Annotated in this window: 14 protein-coding genes; 5 read left to right on the top strand and 9 right to left on the bottom strand. The window is 66.2% G+C overall.

From position 1 onward, the window contains the following. Positions 1-184 precede the first annotated feature (184 nt). The 3 genes from IE302_RS29490 to IE302_RS29480 all read right to left on the bottom strand — a co-directional run bounded on the left by IE302_RS29490 (position 185) and on the right by IE302_RS29480 (position 2595). Positions 185-688, bottom strand: coding sequence for a hypothetical protein (locus IE302_RS29490; protein ID WP_229907994.1), 504 nt, complete (start codon positions 686-688; stop codon positions 185-187). Between the two features lie 129 nt (positions 689-817). Continuing rightward, positions 818-1246 carry a hypothetical protein gene (locus IE302_RS29485; RefSeq protein WP_229907993.1) on the bottom strand — a complete coding sequence of 143 codons (429 nt, stop codon included), beginning with the start codon at positions 1244-1246 and terminating at the stop codon, positions 818-820. 107 nt (positions 1247-1353) lie between these two features. Further along, positions 1354-2595 carry a LuxR family transcriptional regulator gene (locus IE302_RS29480; RefSeq protein WP_191257685.1) on the bottom strand — a complete coding sequence of 414 codons (1242 nt, stop codon included), beginning with the start codon at positions 2593-2595 and terminating at the stop codon, positions 1354-1356. Between the two features lie 558 nt (positions 2596-3153). On the opposite strand from IE302_RS29480, the gene IE302_RS29475 reads away from it, so the two are divergent. Together IE302_RS29475 and IE302_RS29470 are read left to right on the top strand one after the other, a co-directional pair. Beyond that, on the top strand, positions 3154-6258 hold the full coding sequence (locus IE302_RS29475; RefSeq protein ID WP_191257684.1) for an ATP-binding protein: 3105 nt from the start codon (positions 3154-3156) through the stop codon (positions 6256-6258). Further along, on the top strand, positions 6255-8945 hold the full coding sequence (locus IE302_RS29470; protein ID WP_191257683.1) for an ATP-binding protein: 2691 nt from the start codon (positions 6255-6257) through the stop codon (positions 8943-8945). The genes IE302_RS29475 and IE302_RS29470 overlap by 4 nt, the downstream gene beginning before the upstream one ends. Positions 8946-9027: 82 nt before the next feature. Here the strand turns inward: IE302_RS29470 and IE302_RS29465 are convergent, their stop codons facing one another. The 5 genes from IE302_RS29465 to IE302_RS29445 form a co-directional block, all read right to left on the bottom strand. Next, positions 9028-9648: a helix-turn-helix transcriptional regulator gene (locus tag IE302_RS29465; RefSeq protein WP_191257682.1), complete on the bottom strand. Its 621-nt coding sequence runs from the start codon at positions 9646-9648 to the stop codon at positions 9028-9030. A 113-nt stretch (positions 9649-9761) separates the two neighbouring features. Then, positions 9762-10832, bottom strand: coding sequence for a zinc-binding dehydrogenase (locus IE302_RS29460; protein WP_229907992.1), 1071 nt, complete (start codon positions 10830-10832; stop codon positions 9762-9764). 486 nt (positions 10833-11318) lie between these two features. Beyond that, entirely contained in the window at positions 11319-11915 is a 597-nt protein-coding gene (locus tag IE302_RS29455) for a DUF6879 family protein (protein ID WP_191257681.1), read from the bottom strand. A 109-nt stretch (positions 11916-12024) separates the two neighbouring features. Then, complete coding sequence (locus tag IE302_RS29450; protein ID WP_191257680.1) at positions 12025-12936, bottom strand: hypothetical protein; 912 nt, start codon at positions 12934-12936, stop codon at positions 12025-12027. Positions 12937-13128: 192 nt separating this feature from the next. Next, entirely contained in the window at positions 13129-13392 is a 264-nt protein-coding gene (locus IE302_RS29445; RefSeq protein WP_191257679.1) for a hypothetical protein, read from the bottom strand. A 271-nt stretch (positions 13393-13663) separates the two neighbouring features. Here IE302_RS29445 and IE302_RS29440 point away from each other — a divergent pair, with 271 nt between their 5' ends. Continuing rightward, a complete protein-coding gene (locus IE302_RS29440; protein ID WP_229907991.1) occupies positions 13664-16414 on the top strand; it encodes an AfsR/SARP family transcriptional regulator in 2751 nt (916 codons plus the stop codon). An 86-nt stretch (positions 16415-16500) separates the two neighbouring features. On the opposite strand, the gene IE302_RS29435 is transcribed toward IE302_RS29440, so the two are convergent. Continuing rightward, positions 16501-17562 (bottom strand): hypothetical protein, encoded by a 1062-nt coding sequence (locus tag IE302_RS29435; protein WP_191257677.1) that lies wholly within the window; start codon positions 17560-17562, stop codon positions 16501-16503. Between the two features lie 270 nt (positions 17563-17832). On the opposite strand from IE302_RS29435, the gene IE302_RS29430 reads away from it, so the two are divergent. Together IE302_RS29430 and IE302_RS29425 are read left to right on the top strand one after the other, a co-directional pair. Further along, positions 17833-18243, top strand: a complete 411-nt coding sequence (locus tag IE302_RS29430; RefSeq protein ID WP_191257676.1) for a cold shock domain-containing protein — start codon at positions 17833-17835, stop codon at positions 18241-18243. 122 nt (positions 18244-18365) lie between these two features. Continuing rightward, positions 18366-18740: an SsgA family sporulation/cell division regulator gene (locus IE302_RS29425; protein WP_191257675.1), complete on the top strand. Its 375-nt coding sequence runs from the start codon at positions 18366-18368 to the stop codon at positions 18738-18740. The last annotated feature ends 46 nt before the right edge of the window (positions 18741-18786 follow it).

The following is an 18786-nucleotide window of genomic DNA, read 5'->3' as shown; positions in this document are numbered from 1 at the left end:
TCATGCCCTCGGGCCCCTGCGAAACAGGAACTTGACGTGCCCATGCTTCAAGTCCGTGAATGCCTCCTTGAGGGACTCTGAGTCCCTCAAGGAGGCATTCACGGACTACTTAGGCCCTGGGGAGAGCCTGGTGTCACGTTCGGACACGTCGCCGCCAGCAGCCCGGCACGGGCTTCGCCGCAGCTCAGATCTCCAGGCTTTTCAGGAGCATCTGACCGGGATGCCAGAAGTTCCCGTGCCGGCCGGTGATCTTGAGCTCCTCCATGGCGCCGAGGAAATCCGGCCAGATCTGGAGCAGCATCCGCGCCTCGCCTGGCGAGGAAGGAGTCGCATCGAACTCCCGGACGTGATAGCGGAACCGGTAGTCCCCCGCGCCGATCGGCAGCCGGCCGAGGTCGTGCACCAGCGTGCGCGAGGAGTCCAGAACCGCTGCGTCACCCGTCGCGGACCAATAGCCGAATTCGATCGCGTCGTCGTAGTCGTCGAGCAGGACCGCAGGTTCCCGGCGGTAGGTCTCCACCTTGATCCTCGCGGTGCGCGCCCGCCAGGGAACCTGCAGCTGCAGTTTTCCGGGAGATGCCGTGATCATCCCGCCAACGGTGGGCACGCCGGGGTTGATCAGCTGCGTGCCCTCACTGAAGTAGAAATACGAGCTTTCGCAGCGCAGCGCGAGCTCGATACGCTCCAAGCAGGTTTCTTCACAGTCATTTTCGGCCACGAGAAATTTCTATCATCCGCCGCCGTCACGGCGCGCTCACCGACTGGAATTCAACACATTCATCGTCGGTTCCTGCCCTAAAGTCCCAGGAGTGAAAGATCAAGGAAGGGGCTTGATGAATTTGCCCGGGTCAACCCCTCGCAGCAGAGCAAGAGCGGACCGGAGCTGATATTCGGCCTGTTCGTGTTCGCGACGCTCGGAGGAACGGAGGGCATCGGCGGCGCTGCAGAGTCCGACCAGCAGGTCGAGACGCTCTTCATTCATCCGCCGGTCAGGACACTCCGGCACGACCCGGATCAATTCGGCCACATAGTATTCGAGCCGTGCGGCCAATTCCAGCGCCGGCACCAGCATACCTGCGGGATGATCCGGGAGACCGCCCGTCATGCCCACCCCGAACAGTCCGAATGCACCCCCCGATTCCCCGGCCGGTTCATCCTTCTGCCCTCGCTGCCCCACCACGCGCACCTCACTCTCGTCGTGTTTCCCGATCCTGACGACGGTTCCGTCTCGTTCCGGAGCCGCCACACATGGTTTCTCAGGATTCACGTTTCCGTCCACCGCCGATCAGTGGTGCCCAACCGTAGTATTCGGTGACACACAGCGAATACGCCAAGACGGTGATCACACGACGATCAGGTCAGCTTCCGCGCACCGGACATCAGTTCACGCCTACCGGTGATCTTGAGCTTTCGGTAGACATTCGACAAATGAAACTCAATCGTCCGAATGGTGAGAAAGAGTTTGTCCGCTATCTGCTTGTTGGTGTAGCCGGATTGCGCAAGCTCGGCGATCTTGACCTCTTGAGCGGTCAGCGATCGGGCTTCGCCCTCGTGATGCAGTTCACCCACGGCACTCTCGAGTTTTTCCGCGAGCTTGTCGCTGCCGATCTGCAGTGCGGCACGCCTTGCCTGTTTGAATTGTTCCTTCGCCGCGATGAGATCTCCCATGGCTGCGAGTCGCGTCCCCAATTCGTACCGCGCGACGGCGAGCCCGACCCGGGTACGGGAGACCTCCAGCAGTTCGATGGCGTCGGTGAGCATGCCGATCGCGCGTTCCGAATCGTCGACGATCGCGCGGACATAGAGCGCCGAACCCACGGCCGCGGGAGAACCCCACGTCAGCGCGGCCTTCTCCTCCTGCTCCGCCAAAGTCGTGGCGAGCCGAAGGCGTCCGAGCCCCTTGGCCGCGAGCGCCGCGAGGACCCGGCGGCGCATCACCGCGGGATGTCCCATCAGGTCCGCTGCCGGCAGTTCGAGGCACCGCAACAGATCCGCGGCGGCTTCCCGGTAGCGTCCGGCCGACAGATGGGCGGTTCCTCTCGCCGCCAGCAACAGCGGCCTGGCGGCTTCGTCGTCGGCCGTCCATTGCTCGTAGTCGTGTTCGCCGAGTAGTTCATCCGCGGCTTCGACGTCGCCGCCCACAACGAGCGTCTCCACGAGACAGGCCACGGCGAGCCGATGCACGAACGGCTCCACCGCTTCCTCCACCAGGGGGCGCAGTGCGCGCCCCGCGCCCGCGAGATCCCCGGAAAGGCGAGCATGACCGGCCCGCAGCAGGACGAGCATTCCGGTGACGTCGATTTCCCCGGCGTTCTCCAGCCGCCGGAGCTGGGCGTCCGCACTCACCAGTTCACCGGCAGCGAGCAGGACCATCAGTGCGCGCCACTGACATCGGGCGCGCACTGAGCAGACCTCGTCCGCCAGCGCCGACTCCGCGTGATGCACCGCGCCCGCCCGGTCGACGCCCTGTTCCAGCAACGAGAGAGCCGCCTCGGCCTGGCATTCCTCATGCGACGCCGATGAGACCTGCCAGAACGACCCCCGCTCCGGAACGGTCCCGGCCGTGGACGCCCACGACCACCGGTTCTCGACCATGTCTCACCCCCTGTCGCAGATGGGTTCTTACCGCTCGAGACGCCGGACAGATCGCGACAGTACCGTCACGAAGATCTGTCCAGGGGCCGACGAGACGACCCCTTCGGCTGAAGATCCCGAATGTTGAATACGCACTGTAGCCCGGCCTAAATGCTGGATCCAGCGGCCTTGAGAATCTCTGAAGACGCTTGCCACGCCGTGGGGACGACCGCCGCCGCCCACGGTTTGAGAGTCCGATCATCGGGTCTTTCAAGCACGGTGAGTTCCGCATCCGACGCCCGGTTGGGGGTCTCCCCCGCGCCCGCCGCCCGGCGCGGGCCGACCAGGAAAACCCCCGGCCAGGCGACCGCAAAGGTGAATCACACCCGCGTTCGTCACCACTACCTGTGGAGGAACCACAGGATCCCGACCCGGGATGACGTATACGCCGAGTAGCCGTTGGATCATCATTTCAAGCCATCCGTGGTCAAAAGGGCGAACGGGTGACCACTTTTTCCAGCGGTTTAGGCCTAACGGTGACGACATACAGTAGTCGCGCAGCACACCGCGGAGGCATTGATGCGGTTGCAAGTTGATCTCTTCGGTCCGGTCCGGGCCTGGCGGGGTGGCCAGGAGGTAGTGCTCGGCTCGGCCCAGCGGCGGACGCTGCTCGCGGTCTTGGCGCTGCACGCGAACCAGGTGGTCACCCGCCCGACGCTGATCGACGCCATCTGGGGCGAAGAGGCTCCTACCAGCGCGAATGGCAGTATTTACACCTACGTTTCGTCACTGCGGACCGCGCTCGACCCCGACCGGATGCGTCGCGAATCGACCGAGGTTCTGGCTTCGAGCGGATCTGGTTACTGCCTGCGCGTCGACTCGGAGTCGATCGACGTCGTCCGTTTCGAGAACCTGCGTGAACGGGCCAGGCTGTGCGAACGCGGACGCGATGTGCCCGGAACGCTCGCTGCGCTCGACAAGGCCCTGAGTCTTTTCCGGGCCGATCCTCTGGACGGGCTGGGCGGCCCGTTCGCCGCTACACAGCGTGAACGCCTGCGGGAACTACGGCTGGACGTCATCGAACGGCGCGCCAGACTGATGCTCGACGCCGGCGAACACCAGAAGCTGCTCGCCGACCTCCGCCCGGTCGCGGCGGAGCACCCCATGCGCGAAGGTCTCCAGAGTCTCCACCTGCTCGCGCTCTACCGCTGCGGACGGCGGCAAGAGGCGTTGAAGGTCTTCGAAGGCTTGCGGACCGAGACCATCGACGAGCTCGGTATCGAACCCGGAGCCGACCTCACGTCCCGCTACGAGCAGATCAAGGCGGACGACCCGACACTGTGGCGTGACGTGACACACGCCCCGCGCACCTCGGTCGCTGCTCGTCCGACGCAGGGCGACCGGCCCTCGGTCTTCGTCGGACGCGGCTGCGAACTCGCCGTCATCCAGACCGCGGTGCGGGGGATCGCCGACGGCCAAGGGAGCTCCCTGTGGTTCGAGGGCGAGCTCGGTATCGGTAAGTCCGCGCTGGTCTCCGCCGGCCTGGAGGGCGCGACGGAGTGCACTGTCGCCACCGCCTCCGCGGACGAAGTCGGTCAGCGCCCACCGCTGCAACTCATTCTCGACTGCCTGGACATCGGGATGAATTCCCCGGAGCCCCGCCGCCGTGAGGTGGCCCGCGCCATTCGGCAGCTGACGGCCGACGAAGCAACCGTTCCCACTGCCGTGGCCCTGATCGTCGATCTGGTGACGGGACTCAGCCAGGAACGGCCGATGATCCTGGTCGCCGACGATCTGCAGTGGGCGGACCCCGCAAGCCTCGAGGTGTGGCGGCTGCTGGCGGCCCGGTGCGCCCGGCTCCCGCTGCTGTTGATCGGAGTCAGCCGCCGGGTGTCACGCCGTCACCGGCTCCACGACATTCGCGCGGAACTCGCCAGGATGGGCACCCGGATCGAAAAAGTGCTTCCTCTGCCCGATGAGGACGTCCGCGACCTCCTCATCGGGCTCAACTTGACGGTGCCAGGACCGGCACTGCTCGCACTCGCCCGGACCGCCGCGGGCAATCCGCTCTTCGTCAGGAGCATCGTGCAGGCGCTCGACGGGACCGAGCCACCGGAGCACGGTGGAACCGGTGCTTGTCCCGCCATCCCCCGCGCCGCGTTGGAAACCCTCAACCGCAGGCTGGGTTTCCTGTCAGCGGCCGCCTCGGAGGTGCTCCGATGGGCCGCCTTGCTGGACCGGTTCTTCACCCGTGGTGACCTCGCCATCGCGATGGGACGGCCTGCGGAAGAGCTCGACCACGTCCTCGACGAGGTCGAAGACGTCGGCCTGGTGGTGCGAGCCCGCGGCAGGATGGCCTTCAAGCATCCGGTCGTCCGCGAGGCGCTCTACGCGAGGACACCAACGGCGATCCGTGTCGCGCTGCACAGGCAGCTCGCCGAGACCCTCGCGGGATCGGGCGCCCCCGTGGAGCGGGTCGCCTCCCAGCTTCTGTCCGCCCCTGTTCCGGTCGACAAGTGGTTCTGCGACTGGCTGGCACGCGAGGTCTACACCCTCGCGCCGAGGGCGCCCTTGTCCTCCATGCAGTTACTGCACAAGGTGAACAGCTCGGGCACCGTCCCCGCCGCCCTGCGCGAGGAGTTCGGGATCGCGACGGCGCGGCTGACACTCTGGCTCGAACGCGACCTCTGCGCCGAGGTGGGCCAGGTCGCCGCGCAGACCAAGAACGCCGACGTGGTGGCGGAGATGCGTTGGCTCCTGGCCTATTCACGCCTGCTGCGCGGTGACGTCGCCCAGGCGACGCAAGTACTCGAGGAAGCGCTGAACGACACGGACACCCCGCCGGCTTGGCGGACGGTGCAGGAAGCCCTCCTGTCCCGAACGCGGGTCGGCTGGTGGCCTGTCTGCACGGCCGACAGCGGAGCGGCTGGGCCCCGGATCCCTGCCCAGCGGGCCACGACCGGGCTCGGCGCGACGAGTTCGTACTGGACCGGCCACTGGGACGCTCCGCTGGCGGAGCTGACCGACCGGCTGAGCGGCGGCGTGACCCTCGCCCGCCAGACCCTGGGCCGCCCCATGGCGCTGCGGCAGCTCAGCGGCGTCGCGGCAGCGATCTCCGCGCACCGCGGGAAGGTCCAGGACGCCCGCGCCCATCTGATGTCTATCTGGGCACTGGCACCGGCGGGCGAATTCGGCACCGACGGCACCGATTTCATGCTCGCGACCAACGCGCTGCTGGCCGAGGCCGAAGACCGGCCGACTGTCGCGTTCGGATTGCTGGCGAGCATGCTCGAGGTCGAGGACGAGATCGTCTGCCCCTGGATGCCCGGTCTGGTCCGACTCGCGGTCGACCTGCAGGAACACGACCACGCCAAGCTGGCGACCCTGCTGTGCGAACGAACGCCCGGCCAGGAGGCGGCCGCGCTCAGGTGCCGGGCACTGCTCGACGACGATCCCGGCGCCGCGCTCACCGTCGCCGCCGCGCTCCGGTCGGCCGGCGACCGTTTCGGTGAAGCGCAGGCCATGGAGGACGCGGCTGTCCTTTCGGCCAAGAACGGCGATGAGGACGGAGCGGGGACGGCTCTGCACGCGGCGTTGAGCGGCTACGAGGATCTCGGCGCGGTGCTGGACGCCCGGCGGGCGAAGCGGCGAGTCGAGACCGAAATCCGCCGGAGGTACGGATGACCGGCGACGAACTGCGGGTGGAGGCGCTCGGTTCGCTGCGCGCCTGGCTCGGTGACCAAGAGCTCGACCTGGGCCCCGCACGGCAGCGTGCTGTGTTCGCCGCGCTGGCGACGCGGGCGGTGACTCAACCGGTTACCCGGAGCGAGTTGATCCAGGCGGTCTGGGGCGACGCCGCCCCCGCCAGCGCCAACGGAAGCGTGCACACCTACATCTCCGGGCTGCGCCGCGGATTCGACCCGAGCCGGACCAAGTGGTCGACCGACGGCCTGCTCGTGTCGGACTCCGCAGGCTACCGGCTCCGGCTGGACGACGACGCGCTCGACATCCGCGTGTTCGAACGGCACGTCGGAGCGGCGCGAATGCTTTGGCAGGACGGCGAAATCGGTCAGGCGGTCGAGACCCTCGACCTCGCGCTGGCGCAGTGGAAGGGTGAGGCGCTGTCGGGTATTACCGGCCCCTACGCAGAATCACTGCGCACGAACCTGACCGAACAGCGCGTCCTCGCCCTCAAAATGCGCGCCGAGGGGCTGCTCAAACTCGGCTTGTACGAGGATCTCGTTCCCGAGTTGACCGTGCTGGTGCGGGAGCATCCGTTGCGAGAGCCGCTCTGGCGGGCGCTGATGATCGCCCTGCACCGCAGCGGCCGGACCACGGAGGCGTTGGAGACGTTCCGCAGCGCGCGCGAGGTACTGCGGCGCGAGCTGAACACGGCTCCCGGCCGGGAGCTCGTCGAGGCGCACCGGCAGATCCTGACCGACGATCCCGCCTTGGCACCGTCTTCCCCGGCGGTGGCCCCACAAGAGAAGCTTCTCTCCGTCTTCCCGGCACAGGTGTCCCACACCATCGAGGAGCGCCGGACCAACCCGCATTCGTGCCATGGCCGTGAAGCCGAACTCGCCATCCTCCGCCGGCTTGCCGACGACGTCCTGAACGGACACGGCCGGTCGGCGTGGATCGACGGCGAACCCGGGATCGGGAAATCGGAACTACTCAGCACAGCGCTGGCAGGTCTCGGCGAGCGCGGCTGTCACGTCGCCTGGGGCGCCGCCGGCGAGCTGGACCGGCCCTCCCCCTTGCGAGTGATCATGGACGCTCTCGGGCTGGAGATCGACGAGACCGAAGCACGGCCGCCCTCGGCGAACGTGGATCTGCCCGCCGCGACCGCGGACCGGATTCTGGCCTACATCGACGAACTCTGCGCCACCGCGCCGCTGCTGCTGGTCGTGGACGACCTTCAGTGGGCTGACGAGGCCAGTGTGCTCATGTGGAACCGGCTGTCCACGGCCGCCAGACAGCTGCCGCTGCTGCTGGTCGCGACTTCACGTCCGGTGCCGCGTCGGGAAAAACTGGAGCAGGTGCGCCGAGCCGCCGAATCTCGCGGACTCGAAGTGATCAAGCTCGAACCGCTCGCCGACGCGGACGCCGAAGCCGTACTCGCCGATCTGCTCGGGGCCCTGCCCAGCGAACAGCTGCGATCGCTGGTTCCCAAGGCCGCGGGCAACCCCCTCTATCTCCGCGAGACGACCGATGCGCTGACGCACGGGCGCCCCCTGGAGACTATTGACGGAACCTCTGACACACACAGCAGCGTGGAAGCTCCCGAGTCGCTGCTCGAAGCGATCGCCCGCACCCTGGACATGATGGACGACCACGCCAGGGAGACGGTCCGCCGCGCGGCAGTGCTCGGCATGGAGTTCGGGCTGACCGAGGTCGCGGCGACGATGGACAAGATGCCGTCCGAGCTGCTCGGAGCTTTCGAGCAGGTCATGGAAATGCGGATCATCGTCGAAACCGGCACCCAGCTGGCGTTCCGGCACCCCATGCACCGCTGGGCGCTGTACAACGAGATCCCCATCGACATGCGGGCCGACTGGCATCGCCGCGCCGCAATGGCGCTGGCGGACATCGGTTCGGACGTCGAACAGATCGCGCACCAGCTGGTGGCCGTACCCACAGCGATCGACGACTGGGTCATCGACTGGCTCGTGGAACACCACGAGTCCCTGACGAACCGTTCTCCCCTGGTCGCGGCCGAGTTGCTGCGACGGTCCTTGGACGACTTCCCTACCGACGATCCGCGTCGCGAAGTGCTCCTCGCCGCCTACGTCGTCGTGATGGTCCGGCTCGGTCAGGAACCGCTCGAACTCGCCATGGAGGCCGGCAGCGCCCCGGACCGGGCCGCGGGGAGCGACGACGCGCCCCATACGTCACAGATCTGGCGGCGCCGAAGTAGCTTCCGCCTGGCGGAGCCCACGCGGTGTGAACTCTGCGTGGCCGAACGTGAAGCCAAGCGACTGGCCGATGTGGACGGTGCCAGCGAGCGGGAAAGCTACGACTTCCTGCTGACAGACCGGTTCCTGCGCACGAGACACCACACCGGGACAGTCCTGCGTCACCTCGGCGTTTTGGCTGTCAGCTGGGATGTTCACTGCGCGAGTAATCGATTACACGGGGTCTGGGCAGCCGCGCGGGCGCCCGACATCGTCGCCCCGCGAGACCGACGGTCGTCCTCGTCGGCAGTGGAACGCGACATCGTCGAGCTGGTGACGAAGGGCCGCATCGACGCAGAAACCGCCGAAGCTTTTCTGCTGTCGCACCGGACCGTACAGGGTCCGCGAACCGAGGCCTGCTTTGAGGTGTGCCCTCACCGGAGCCCTCCAGGTCCACTCAGGGCACCAAGTCCGTGAAGGCAGTATGTCCCGAGCGCCACGTTCGAGACGGTGAGCGTCCCCGGCGTGACGTTCGGGACAACAGATCTGCCTGACCGGTTCAGATCGCGCCCGCTCGCATGGCATACGCCACCGCGTGCGGCCGGTTCCGCAGGTTCAGCCGGCTGGTCAACTCGTAGATGACGTTCTTCACTGTGCGCGCGGAATAGCACAGCTTGTCCGCGATGTCTTCGGTGTCATGCCCTTCCGCCATCAAGCGCAACACATCCACCTCACGCGGCGTCAGTCCTGCTGCACCGTCCTCACGCGACATCAGCACTTCTCGTGGAAGCCGCCGGACACTGTCGAGCACCTCTTCGAGGAGGTCCGCAGGCAGGCGTCCCTGTCCTGGAACGGACAGAACGGCCTCCACGAGCTGGTCGCCCGTGGTCCGGGCGCGCGGGAGTACGGCCACCACCTGACATTCGACCGCGGTCAGCAGGTCACTCTCTTGAAGTTCGCCTGCCAGCAGCACTTTCGACACGCGGCCTGGGACGCCGTCGTCCCGCAGATCGGCGACAGCCTGGGGCGTCATCCGCTCGATCTGGACGACCAGGACATCCCGCTCGGTGAGTTCACACCGGTCGACGACGGTCAGCTCGGGCCGCACCCGGAGGAAACTCGTAAGCCCCGCCTGCATGACCGGATCGACTGCCCGCACCGCAACACGTACCGGTTCCATCGTAGGCCTCCCGCTCTTGCCAATCTCTTGGTTTCGAGCATGGGAAACCGAACTTCACGATCTCTCAACGCCCCAGGCCAGGGCGTTGAACGACGGCCAATACGGAAAGATCTTCAAGGACGCAGCAGTACCCTGATCGGGGCGTCGTCGTGCTCGCGCATCCTGCGCACCCCCTCGATCACCTGCTCCAGCGGCAGGATCGCGCTGATCGATCCGTCGATGTCGAGACGCCCGCGCTCCATGAGTTCCACCACGCCTTCGAGGTGAGTGACCCGGTATCCCGTGTGCCCGACGACGATCTGATCGTTGCGCGCCAGCGGCAGCTCGCGGCCGACCTCCTGCGTGTCGGGCGACGCGCTCACCATCACAAGCCTGCCCCGTTTGCGCAGCACCTCCCGCGCCTGCCCGAAGGTAGAGGGACATCCCACGAGGTCGAAGGCCACATCAAGCCCACGTCCTTTGGTGATCTCCTTGATGTAGGAGGTCACCTGGCGGTTCGCCGGATCCAGCGCCACGTCGGCCCCTCGCCCCAGCGCGCGCTCGCGGGCCACGGGGCGGGGATCGAGAGCGATGATCGGGGAAGCGCCACATATCCGGGCCAGCTGCACCAGATGCGTACCGAGGGCACCCAGTCCCCAAACACCGACCGCCTCGGCGGGCCGCAACCGTGCGGTGTCGATGGCACCGTAAGGCGTCGACACCGATCCCGATAGGACGGTCGCCTGCTCGAGCGGGATCGAATCCGGGACCCCGACGAGGGCCGTGGCCGAGGTCGTCACGTACTCGGCCCAGGCACCGTCGCAGTGGACCGCCATCAGATGCGGATCGGCGCAGTCGTCAGGGCCACCGCCTACCCGGCATTCGGCGCAGTGGCCACATTCCCGCCCGGCGGCCAAGACCACGCGATCACCGGGTGCCCAGAGGCTCACCCGCTCACCGACCGCGACGACGACGCCGGCCGCTTCGTGGCCGGGAGTGAACACCGGCAGCACCGGGGTGACCCTGCCGTCGATCCGGTCCAGATCGGAGTTGCAGATCCCGCAGGCCGCGATCTTGACCACGACCTCGTCCACGTCCGGGGCGCGTACGGGTACTTCCTGGAGGCTCAGATCTCCGGTGACCGAGTCGAAGCGCACCGCGCGCATGGTGGCGGGCAGCCGTCCGTCGGCTCCTGTCGCGGTCATCGGTCAGCTCGCGAACAAGACGGCACGCGGAGCGAAAAGGGGGTTCCCCATGGACATTCTCCTCAAGCTCACTCAGCTTCCGATTGAACCGAGCCGAACGAGCTCCCGGCAAGATCGGCGAAGGCCGATCTACCCTTTCGGCCTGAAAGCTTGGCCAATCCTCCCCCGGGATACACCGGTGAGCGGGAACGAAGACGACTCCGGCGTCGCGGGTACCGCCGGAGCGTGGATTGCCTGCGCCGACGTCCGCTTCGCGTGAGGAAGGGCCTTCCCGCCACGGCATCGTCGCTCAGTCGCGCGCACCCCGGCGTCGTAACGGTCGCGTCACCCGGAACATGTCAACGAAACCTCGGACACCGGGTTCGATCGACGCCGGGCTTCGCCGGCGCCACCCGCGGTTCTCTTCGAACGGTTCGGCCGACAAGGATTCTTCGCGTTCCGGACGACACGCGGAACACCGGCAGGCCCGCCTGAGCCACCTCGAAGTCATCCCCTTTCCTGATACTCGCCGAAGGGCACTGCCAATTCCAGCGCTCGGTCACGGTAGCCGCGAAACCTGGCGAGGTCGGCGTTCGTCATGAGTTCCCTGCCGATGACGCTGCCGTCTTCACTCGAGTGCCTGAACTTGATGACGATCTCATCGTCGAGCAGGACGAAGTCGTGGTTCGGCAAGCCGTCCGAATCCATCTTGGACACGTCCAGGATCCGCAGATCTTCGCCCGCGCGGGCGAAGTGATCGAAGTAGACGAAGGCGAACCGGAGATAGTCCGACAACGGCGGGACGACCAGCTGAACGCGTTGCAGGACACGGCCCCCGCTGAGCTGGGTGCGCTGCCGGAGCAAGCGGGGATCATCCTGGGCGAGCTCGTAGACACCCGTCTGCTTGAAGGTCTCGAAGGCGGCTTTCTCCACACCCCCGACCCGATATCGTTGGCAAGACTGAAAACGAAAGCTCGTGCGCTTGAACGCCATCAGATCCATGTAGCCGGTCGCGGTCTCCTGCACCACGTCGGGCTCATGAATCATGTCGACCGGTCTCATTTCATACCTCCAGAAGGATGTTTCGGGATCGCGCTCGGCCACGGTCAGGAGCCGAAATCCCTGGGGACCGGGTGGAAGCGGCACGCCCGCCACCGGATCGGCGCCGGGCGTGCCGCTTCTCCACCCTTCTTCACTTCTGACGAAGACCGCCTCAGGATCCGAAAAACACCGAAGCGGCCGTATCGTCGAAATTGATCTCGCTGAGGTCGGCGACGTCACCCTCGATCACGACGGACCTGCCCTTGCAGTCCTTCTCGCTCCACAGCTTCAGCGAACCCGAGGTGGTGATCGACGAGGTGACGCCGGGACGCGCGACGTTTTTACAGCCGGTGCCCGACAGGCCCTGCGAAGGCTCGTTGTCACTGAAGTTCTTGCCGTCGAAAAGGATCGCACTGGTCGCGTTCTGCCGGTCCTCGGGCGAAGACGGCTCGTTCGACGCGGGAGCCCCGCCTCGTGCCACGGACTTCTGACCGGTCGGCGCGACACCGAACCAGGTGCCGCCGACACCCTGCCCCTTCGTGTCACCGGCCTTGGCGTCCTTGGCGAACCGGTAGACCGGCCAGCCGCCGATCGTGACCTGCTGCGTGCCGTCGTCCCGCTTGACGGTCCCGACCGCCGACCTTTTGACCCCGGCGAGGAAGATCTTGCTCCCAGAGTTCACGAGCACGGGAGGCCAGGTCTTGGCACAGTCGCCGTTGCAGGTCGACTTCGAAGGCTTGGCGGTGTCTTTGTCGAACCGGTAGAGAGTCAGGCCGGCCCCGTTGACGACCACCGGATCGAGCGCACCCGCCTCGTCCGCCTTGAGCTGGACCCAGTTCCGCGAGACCTCCCGCTTCGCGGTGTTCGCGGTGCCGTCTTCGCCGACCGCCCAGTCGCCCGTGTTCGGTTGCGCGTTGTTCGCTTTCGCCGTCCCCGCGAGGAGAACCGGGGCCGCGCCCGTGTCCACCTGCTGGGCCGCGTCCGGGGGTGGGACCGCCGCCTGCTGCTCCGAACCACAAGCCGCGAGTGAGAACACACCCGCGGTGACGAGGGCGATGGCCGATACGACCCGGTTCCTTCGCATGATCTTCTCCTTACATCCGTTTATTCCGCCCCTTCCGAAAGACCCTGCGAAATGAACACGGGATCCAATCCGGAAAGGTTCAAAAGATTGACTTTCTTTCCCGGCCATCTGATCACCCGATAATCCGAAGTCAAGAAGACAAGGACGACCGGAGAATGTATGTGCCCTTTCGGGCAAACGAGGCCGGATGCACTACGCCGCAAGGCCCCCGTTCGATTCCAGAGCGGCTTTGCCCGCTTCGGTCGCCACCGCGGGGGTGAACTCCCCGAACGGGACCTGCGCCACACCTTCGATGAGACCCAGTTCCCGCAACCGGTGCACCGCGGCGTGATCGCACCAACCGCCGTCCACGAGGAGATCCGGTTCACAGCAGGAGATCAGCGTCGCCCGCCCGGACGCGACCGCATCGAGAATCGCGCGCTCCCGCCGGTTCAACTCCACCCGATTCGTTGCCATCCCGATCACCATCCAGGTTCGACTGTCCCCTCGTCGTCGCACCATCGGCTGCCACTCTTCATTACTTCTCTACGTGATAACTCATGCGAAGGACTCGATAGAGTGTCCCGCGACTCGGTCAGAGTCGACGGTAAAAAAGGGCAAAATGCACCAGCTGGTAAGGTCGTCCGCACCTGTTCCGCGATACTGAGTACCGGCTGGAGGTAGAAACGACATGGCCGGTGCCGGGCAAATCCTGCGAATCGAACTACTGGGAGAAGTCGCCGCACGCGTGGGCACCCGGGCGATCGCCCTCGGTGCGCCTCGCCAACGTGCGGTACTGGCGATTCTCGCCATCCGCGCCGGTCAGACCGTGTCGCGCACCGAACTGATCGATGGTGTCTGGGGCACTACCGCTCCGCCGTCCGTCGACGGCAGTGTGCACACCTACATCTACGGGCTTCGTCGTGCGCTGTCCGTGGCCGGCGAAGATGTCTTGGTGCGGGCCGGATCCGGATACCGGCTCGTTCTCGACCCTGACGACGTCGATCTGGCGGTCGCCGAAGCCGGTTTCCGCCGGGCACGCGAACTGGCCACCGCAGGAGGCCGTTCCGCCGCGGCGGACGTCATCGCCGAAAGTCTTTCCCTGTGGCGAGGAACGCCACTGTTCGGGATCCCGGGGCCATTCGCCGAAGCCGAGCGTGTCCGCCTGACCAAACTGCGCTATCAGCTCATCGAAGAGCGGGCCGAGCTGATGCTCGCCACCGGCAGGCATCAGGAGCTGATCACGGAACTGGGTGAGGCCGTCGAGGCGGAGCCGTTCCGGGAACGGCTCCGCGCCCAGCACATGCTGGCCCTGTACCGCAGCGGACGACGGGCGGACGCCCTGGCGGAATTCGACATGGTACGCCGCTTGTTCGTCGCCGAGCTCGGCCTCGACCCGGGCACCGAACTCCGCGATCTGCACCTGCGGATGCTGCGCTCCGATCCGAGCCTCGAACCGGCCGGAACAAGCATTCGCACGCGGTCGCCGATCCCCGCCCAGCTTCCCCATGAAGTGGCCGACTTCGTCGGCAGGGCAGGTGAAATCGAGCAACTGGCGAAGTGGCGCATCGGCACCGCGTCGACCGGCCAGGCCCTCGTCATCTCGGCCATCGACGGTGCGGGCGGGATCGGCAAGACCTCACTCGCCGTGCGCTTCGCCCGCCAGGTCGCCCCGAACTATCCCGATGGCCAGCTTTACCTGGATCTCCGCGGCTTCGATCCGAATCGCCCGCCCCTCAGCCCTTCAGAGGCACTCGGCCACCTGCTCTGGGCACTCGGCAGCTCCAGCCGGCGCCAGGAGCCGGAAGCCCAGGCGTCGTTGTACCGGAGCCTGCTCTCCGGCAAGCGGGTCCTGATCCTGCTGGACAACGCGGTGTCCACCGAACAGGTGCGCGGACTGTTGCCGGGCGTGTCGAGCAGTCTGGTGCTCGTCACCAGCCGGAATCGCCTGAGTGGGCTGGTGGCGCGTGACGGCGCACGCCGGTTGACGCTCGGCCTGCTGACCGAAGCCGAGGCGCTGGAGCTGTTGCGCAACGCCATCGGGGCCGAGCGCGTCGACGCGGAACCGGCCGAGGCGGCGAGACTGGCTCAGCTCTGTGGGTACCTTCCGCTCGCCTTGCGAGTCGCGGCGGAGAAGATCTCGTCCAGGTCGGACCGGAGTCTTCACGAACTTGTCGAGAACCTGATCGACGAGCAGCTCGACGCACTCGAACTCGACGACGACGAGATGTCCTCGGTGCGTGGAATCTTCTCCTGGTCCTATGATTCCCTCGACCCCGCGCTCGCCAGGGCGTTCCGGTACCTCGGCCTGCTTCCCGGCCCCGACGTCGGCATCGCCGCGGCCGCTGCCCTCGTCGGCGCGACAGGCACGGAGACCGAGAACCTGCTCCGGAGCCTGAGCGATCAGCATCTGCTCGACGACTCCGGCGACCGCTTCCACTTTCACGATCTCATCAGGACCTACGCCGGCGAACTCGTGAAAGCCCAGGAGACCGAAGAAGAACGTGCGGCGGCCATGCACTCCTTGCTGGCCTGGTACCTGTTCAGCGCGCGGTCGGCGATTCAACGCATTCTCCCCGATTATCACCTGTTCCCTGCGAACCTCCCATCCACGCCGTATGACCTGCCGGATCTCGATTCTCCCGAAGCCGCTCGTGCCTGGTGTGCACTGGAGGCGCTCAACGTCCTGGCTCTCACCGAGCGGGCGACTGAGCTGGGTGAGTACGGGATCGCTTGGCAGCTGGCCTGGTGCATGTACGAGCACTACTACTCCACCGGCCAGCTCACCGAGTGGAGGAAACTGCTGACCGTCGCCTTGGTCTCAGCCGAGCAACTGGAGGATCCGGAACCGCAGATGCGGATCCTGATCCAGTTCGGAATCGCCAGTTCTCGGCTTGGGCGCAACGACGAGGCCGTGCGACATCTCGAGCGGGGCGTCGCCCTCGCCCGCCCGGCGGGCAACGAGGATCTGTTGCTGCGGCTGCTGGTGAACCTGGCGTCGACCCTTCGCGAAATGAAGCAGTACGACCAGGGCATCCAGTACGCCCAGGAGGCCTTCCAGCTCACCAAGAAGTTCGGCGGCGACTACCGCACGGCCGGATGCCTCGATTCACTGTGCGAGTTGTACGCCGAGTCGAACCAACCCGAAAAGGCGCTCGAGTACGGCGCGATCGGACTCGAAGCCGCGCGAGCGGCCGGCGCGAGCCTGCTGGAAGCCAACATGCTGGTGAACACGGCCCACGCTCACCGGGATCTCGGCGATCCCGCGATGGCGCTGCGTCAGTACGAAGCCGCACTGCGGCTATGCCGGAAACTGGGCGATCGGTATCACGAAGCATTGGCACTGCTGGGGATCGCCACACTGCAGAAGCAGGCTTCACGCCTCGCCCAGGCCCGAGAGCTGGCTCATCGCGCGCTCGACATCTTCGTCCGGTTGGACGGAGAGGAAGCCGATGTCGCACGGGCCTTCTTGGCGGGTCTGGACGACGAGTCCTCCTGACCTGGCCGGTTATCCGTGAATGCCTCTGTTCCCGCCCACAGGGGGACAGAGGCATTCACGGATAGAGGAGGCAAGGGCGGGGGTAGTCAGGAGCCGGACCACACCGGCTGGTTGTCCGGCGAAGGCCTCAGCGCGTCCATCGCGCGACGGCGGGCGACGCTGTCGATGGCGGACGGTGGGCCGTCGGCGAGCTGGATGTGTTCGACCAGTTCGGGGTCCGGCGTGAGCTGGTAGTTCTCCAGGTAATAGCTCACCGCATCGGTCCACACCCAGGCGCCGTCCGTGCGGAAACTCATCGGTACCACCGAACCCTTGGCGGGCTCCACGACATCCTCCAAAGTCGCCGTGGTCACCAGCAATTCGGTGCCGGCCTTGAGGTAGTCGATGAGCGATGCGCGGAACTCCTCGTCGACGATCTTCGCGCGGTCCGGCGAGAAGCTAGGACCGGATTCGGGGTCGACCTCGTCGAAGATCTTGGCGACCCTGATCTCCACATCGGCGTCGGCCGCCCAGAGCAGCCTGCCCATCGCTCGCACGGCCCGTTGATAGGTGGGCCATCCGCCGTACATGGACAGCAGTTCGACCTGAGGGTCACGTTCTCCCGCGGCGATCAACCGCTCTTGGAGCCGCCCCGTCAGCTCGCCCAGCCCGTCGATCTCGTCGTCGTCGACCTCCACGACGTAGACCACCCGCGGCCGCGGATAAGGCGATTCGTCGGCGGGGCGGCGGATCGCGCTCCAGAGGGCACGCACACCAGGTTCTTCCCCGACCGCCGCGAGCAGATCTTGCTCGGCGAACGCGGCCACCAGCATGGTCTGGTTCTTCTCGTCATTCTCCTCGGCCTCGTCGGAGGTATTCCACTCCGCCGAGAACCTCCAGAGGAGCGGAGCGTTGTCGGCGGCGAGTTCGACGGCGTCGAGTACCGCGGGATCCCGGCCCTCCTCTTCCAGCAATTCGGCCAGGGTGTCGAGGTCGTCGTCGATCAGCGGCAGCACCGTCCGGCGGCCCGCGAAGGCGATCAGGCTCGCGGCCTCCCCGCACCGGCCTTCGGCCAGGAGACTCCGGGCGGTGCTGAGCTGTTCGTCCGGCAGCCAGCCGGCGACCCGAAGCAGCGTCTCGTGCAGCTCGAAGCTGAGGGGGTGGCTCATTCATCTCTCCCAGGTCTCACGGACTGTCCACTTATTCTGGCGGTGAGGCAGGAGGAAATGGCGTTCAGTCGTCGTCCCCTGCCCTAAGGTTCATTGTTCTCCGATGTTCGGCCGGATTCGGGCGAGAAATTCGGGCACGTTCTCCCGCCGAAAGCACCTTGATCCGTGACACGGCGCCCTCGAAGCGCGTCGGGGCGCCATCATGCTGACCCGAGGACACGGGCGGAACACCGACCTTTTGTGCCCGGACCTGGCCCCAAGGAGACGCCCATGGTGATGACGGGCAAGGTAATCCGTTACGACGAATCGCGCGGTTATGGCTTCGTGGCGCCGGACGGTGGAGACGAGGACGTCTTTCTCCACGTCAACGACCTTACCTTCGACAAACGCCTCCTTTCGGAGGGAGTACAGGTGCAGTTCTCCACCGAGGAGGGCGAACGGGGTCTCAAGGCCTCCCAGGTGATGCTGGTGGGCCGCGGCGGCAACGAGAAGCCGTCCGGACAAGCTCGGCACTCTCGCACGGATCGGCGGCCCGACCGCGAAACGATGACGGCCCAGGCTCTCCGCGACGAACTCACCGAGGTCTTGCTGCTCGGCGCGCCCTCACTGACCGGCCAGCAGATCGTCGAGATCCGGAAGGGACTCATCGCACTCGCCCTTACACACGGTTGGATCAGCTGACGAGACCCGTTCGCGACGTAGAGCCGGAATGAAGTCTCGTCGCCGACACTGGTGCCATGAACGAGGAAAAGCAGCTCCGCGGACAGGACGGCGCCCCACCCGGACACGAGGTGCACCGTGAGATGGTCGACTTCATCGACGATTCCACAAAGGATTTCAAGGTCAAGTTCGGTGTCGAGATGAGTTACGACCCCGGCGACCCCTTTGCGGTCAAGGCCCGTTTCCCCAACGGGGTCGAGTGGCTTTTCGCCCGCGACCTGCTCGAAGAGGGTCTCGTGACCACCTCGGGCGTGGGTGATATCCGTTTCACGCCTTGCCACAGCCATATCGAGTGCGTCCACATCGAACTGGAATCCCCGGACGGCTCGGCGTTCATGAAGGCGAACGCCTGGGAGTTGGCCGAATTCATCGAACGCACCTACGACCTCGTCCCGTTGGGCACCGAGTCATCGCGGATCGACTTCGACCTGGAAATCGAACGTCTCGTATCCGGTTGACGGCACTCGTTTCCATCACATGGAACGTCTCGTGATCACCTTCTTG

This window comes from Amycolatopsis oliviviridis (assembly GCF_014654365.1).
In the GTDB taxonomy this organism is placed as follows: Bacteria; Actinomycetota; Actinomycetes; order Mycobacteriales; family Pseudonocardiaceae; genus Amycolatopsis; species Amycolatopsis oliviviridis.
This window is presented reverse-complemented; position numbering and strand designations above follow the sequence as displayed.